4 protein-coding genes are annotated in these 3,955 nt (G+C 44.7%); 2 read left to right on the top strand and 2 right to left on the bottom strand.

All coding sequences use genetic code 11. The features are described from left to right. Positions 1 to 576: tetratricopeptide repeat protein (locus PX481_RS03500; protein WP_353852180.1), on the top strand; the 576-nt coding region annotated here is incomplete at its 5' end. A gap of 82 nt (positions 577 to 658) precedes the next feature. Here PX481_RS03500 and trpA read toward each other — a convergent pair. Continuing rightward, positions 659 to 1,453 carry a tryptophan synthase subunit alpha gene (gene trpA, locus PX481_RS03495; protein WP_288093683.1) on the bottom strand — a complete coding sequence of 265 codons (795 nt, stop codon included), beginning with the start codon at positions 1,451 to 1,453 and terminating at the stop codon, positions 659 to 661. Between the two features lie 353 nt (positions 1,454 to 1,806). Between trpA and PX481_RS03490 the strand changes: the two genes are divergently transcribed. Then, a complete protein-coding gene (locus tag PX481_RS03490; protein WP_288093682.1) occupies positions 1,807 to 2,724 on the top strand; it encodes a glycosyltransferase family 2 protein in 918 nt (305 codons plus the stop codon). A 198-nt stretch (positions 2,725 to 2,922) separates the two neighbouring features. Here PX481_RS03490 and PX481_RS03485 read toward each other — a convergent pair whose 3' ends face one another. After that, positions 2,923 to 3,948 (bottom strand): ABC transporter permease, encoded by a 1,026-nt coding sequence (locus PX481_RS03485; RefSeq protein ID WP_185241526.1) that lies wholly within the window; start codon positions 3,946 to 3,948, stop codon positions 2,923 to 2,925. Positions 3,949 to 3,955: the final 7 nt, after the last annotated feature.

The following is a 3,955-nucleotide window of genomic DNA, read 5'->3' as shown; positions in this document are numbered from 1 at the left end:
CAATCCCTGGCGGAAGAACTAACCCGCGAGTGTAAAAACGAGAGCGAACGACTTTCCGCCTACGACACTCTCATAACGGTTCTCGAGAGCCGAACAAAAGAAGCTCTCTGGTTAGGCGATATCGATCTCGCCGAAGAGAGATCGAAGAAAATGGTGGCGATGGAACCTCTTTACTCTCGTTATCGCCTGCAACTGGGGGAAATTTTACTGAAACAAAATAAATTTGAAGAAGCGGCGAAAATCTATCGTTCTGCCACTAGACTCGGCCCACCTGGAATGGCGATCGCTCGGTCTATGGCCCTCCAATGTCACGAACGATTAGGAGAGATAGACATCGCCTGTGATTGCTATCTAGCTTCCCTACAGATGGATGAATTAGCTATCTCCGCCGTGGAGAAAATTAACAAATTGGCCCCCCGGCTAGGTAACTCGATGCTGACCGATTGGAGTACCATGCGTCTAGAACAATTACAGGAACAACAGGGAGGTATGGTCTCTAAAACGAAAACTTCCTATATTCCTGAAGCAGCTTCTGCACTGAAATTAGCGGGTGAACGCGAACTCTCTCAAATTTAACTCAAGGCGATCGAGGAATTCGGGAAAGATTCTACCTCGATCGCCCCGCAGCCGGAATTCCCTTAGAAGAATTTCTAACCCCTCACTGAATCGCCTGTTTTAAACTGCGGCAGAATTCTTCGAGGGATTTTAACCCATCGCTGGGGGAATTATCGGCCAGACGTTTAACCATGGCACTGCCGACAATTACCGCATCAGCACCCCATTTTTTCACCTGTAGCGCCTGTGTCGGGTCAGAAATGCCAAATCCTACCCCCACGGGTTTATCGGTGACAGAACGGATAGAATCGAGCAATTCCTCCACTCTGGTGGCTACTTGGTTCCGCATTCCCGTCACTCCCGTGACACTAACCAGATAAATAAAACCTTGGGATTGCCGGGCGATCGCTTGTATTCGTTCCGGGGGACTGGTAGGCGCTACCAATAAAATCACTTCAATTCCCTTAGCGGCAGCCGGTTGCAGCAGACTTGCCGCTTCCTCTAGGGGTAAATCGGGAACCACCAAACCACTCACCCCGGCTGCTTTAATTTGGTCTAAAAAGACATCTATCCCGCGATGATAGATGGGATTATAGTAAGTAAAGAGAATAATCGGAGCTTTCACCTCTCCCCGGGCATTTTTGACGATTTCTAGCACATCTTCCAACTTGACACCCCGATTTAAAGCGCGGGTGGCTGCCGCTTGAATAACCGGACCATCCGCAAGAGGATCGGAATAGGGAACCCCCAACTCGATCAGATCGGCCCCTGCCCGGTCTAAAATGCGTAAAGCTTGGGCAGTGGTAGATAAATCGGGATCACCGGCAGTAATAAAGGGAATTAAGGCACAATTCCCCTGGGAACGGAGAGAACGAAAACACTCGGAAACAGCAGTCATCGAAAATTACTGAAGACATAAAGCACCGTCTATTATCTCATGGCGGGGAATAGCTCATTGCCAGTCTCTACAAGCTCAGGTAAAGAATTTTTCAAGTAATACTTAAGAAATATTGACAAAATGGCGATCGAGGTTAGAATAGGCTCAGTCTGACAGTTTTAAAAAAATTTCTTGGATAAGCTAAACGGCTTTTACTTCGGATCACCGATATAGACTCCAAAAGGGTTATAGCTGTTGGATCATGCAGGTTAAGCGCCGTTTAGCTTAATAAGGGTTTTCATTCCGCTTTTTCCAGTACACAATAGAACTACTGCCCGATCGGGTTTCGTATAATCAAACACCATATTATATCTATGTTTTCCATTTACATTCTCACTCATAACGAAGAAATTGATATTGCCGCCTGTGTGGAATCGGCACTTCTATCCGATGATGTGATTGTGGTTGACTCCTACAGTAGCGATCGCACTGTAGAGATTGCTTCTCGTTATCCAGTGCGCGTGATTCAGCATCAATTCGAGAGTCATGGTAAACAAAGAACTTGGATGTTAGAAAATATCGAGACTAAATACGATTGGGTTTATATTCTCGAAGCAGATGAAAGGATGACACCCCAACTCTACGCAGAATGTCTGCGCGCCACTCAACAGAAAGAATTTACTGGTTTTTATGTGGCCGAAAGAGTTATGTTTATGGGAACTTGGATCCGTCGCAGCACCCAGTATCCCCGTTATCAAATGCGTCTATTTAGAAAAGATCAAGTCTGGTTTAGCGATTATGGTCACACGGAAAGAGAAGAATGTCTGGGAAAAACCTCTTTTTTACAAGAAACCTATCCCCACTATACCTGTAGTAAAGGTTTAAGTCGTTGGATTGAAAAACATAATCGTTATTCTACCGATGAAGCGGCAGAAACCCTACATCAGTTGGCTAACGGTGGTGTTAGTTGGAAAAAATTATTTTTTGGTGAAACCGAAGTAGATAGACGGAGAGCTTTAAAAGATTTATCTCTACGATTGCCTTTTCGTCCCTTGCTTCGTTGGTTTTATATGTATTTTATCTTGGCGGGAATTCTCGATGGTAAAGCTGGTTTTGCTTGGTGTACTCTGCAAGCTTTTTATGAGTATTTGATCCTCTTAAAAGTAGCGGAAATGAAACAGGGTTTACCCACTCCCACCGAAGTGAGAAATCCTTTTCATCCCCCGAAAAATGGTGACAATAGTAATTTCCATAGGCCCGATTTCGTCTCCCTAAAAGGAAAAGCCGATTAACATTCAACCATTATTAATCAGTCAGCAATCACCTAACAACAACCTAGAGATAAAAAGCAATCCTGATCCATTTTTTATTAGCTGTGACATCAATTTCACGGCTGTTGTCTCATCTCAAGCTGTACGGTATTTAAACTGCGTAGTGGTCTCCCCACCTCCCCACTTCATAATTCATAATTCATAATTCCCTCTCCCTGATTAATAACGGATGCGAGGATCAACATAAGCATTGATTAAATCGATTAAAATACTGGCAAAAACCACTATTGTCGCAAAAAAAGCCATTAATCCCTGTACTGTTGGGTAATCCCGCAGAGAAATCGCGCGATATAACTGATTTCCCAAACCCGGCCAAGAAAAAGTAACTTCCGTCAAGACTGCACCACCTAAAAGAGCCGCAAAAGTTAATCCTAAGACAGTAATTACGGGTATTAGAGCATTTTTCAGCGCATGGGCGATCATAATCGTTTTTTCTGGTATTCCTCTCGCTTTGGCCGCATCTACATAGTCCGCTTGCAAAGTTTGTTTCAGATTAACTCGCACCATCCGTTCAAAAATCCCACTCAAGAGAATGCCGAGAGTAAAACTAGGTAAGGCTAGATAATACAAAGCTGTGGGCAACTTATCTAGTTGTAGAGTCATCAGACTATCAAGGGTGTATAAACCTGTAATTGTCTGGGGTGGAGTCTCACTCAAAGGAAAACGAGTCCCCAAGGGAAACCAGCGCAACTGTACCGCAAAAATTAGCTGTAAGAGCATTCCCACCCAAAAAATCGGCAAGGAATAGGTTATCAGTCCAAATAAACGTCCCCCCGCATCTAAGGGGGTATTCGGACGGGAAGCGGTGATAATTCCCAATCCGACTCCCACTATCACCGCAATTAGCATTCCATAAAAAGTTAGTTCCACCGTCGCTGGAAAATGTTTAGCGATAATCTCCCACACCGTCACCCCCTTACTGGTTAAAGAGTCTCCTAAGTTGAGACGCATTAGATTGAAAATATAGTCTAGATACTGGAAAAATAGGGGTTTATTCAGTCCTAACTGTTCTCTTAGGGCATTTTTGGCACTTTCAGGGGCGCGGTTGCCTAAAATCGCATCCGTGGGATCACCAGGGGCAACACGCATCAGCAGAAAAACCACCGTCACGATTGTCCATAACATCAAGGGAGCTAGGAGTAAACGCACCAGTAAATAGGATTGTAAAGCAGCGCGGCGAGACATGAGGGCT

Source organism: Microcystis sp. M53603_WE2, assembly GCF_030065435.1.
Note: the sequence above shows the minus strand (reverse complement) of the source record. Positions and strands in the feature narration are given on the sequence as shown.

Coding starts and splice junctions, on each gene's coding strand:
- trpA (WP_288093683.1), bottom strand. CDS start 1,453: ATGACTGCTGTTTCCGAGTGTTTTCGTTCTCTCCGTTCCCAGGGGAAT.
- PX481_RS03490 (WP_288093682.1), top strand. CDS start 1,807: ATGTTTTCCATTTACATTCTCACTCATAACGAAGAAATTGATATTGCC.
- PX481_RS03485 (WP_185241526.1), bottom strand. CDS start 3,948: ATGTCTCGCCGCGCTGCTTTACAATCCTATTTACTGGTGCGTTTACTC.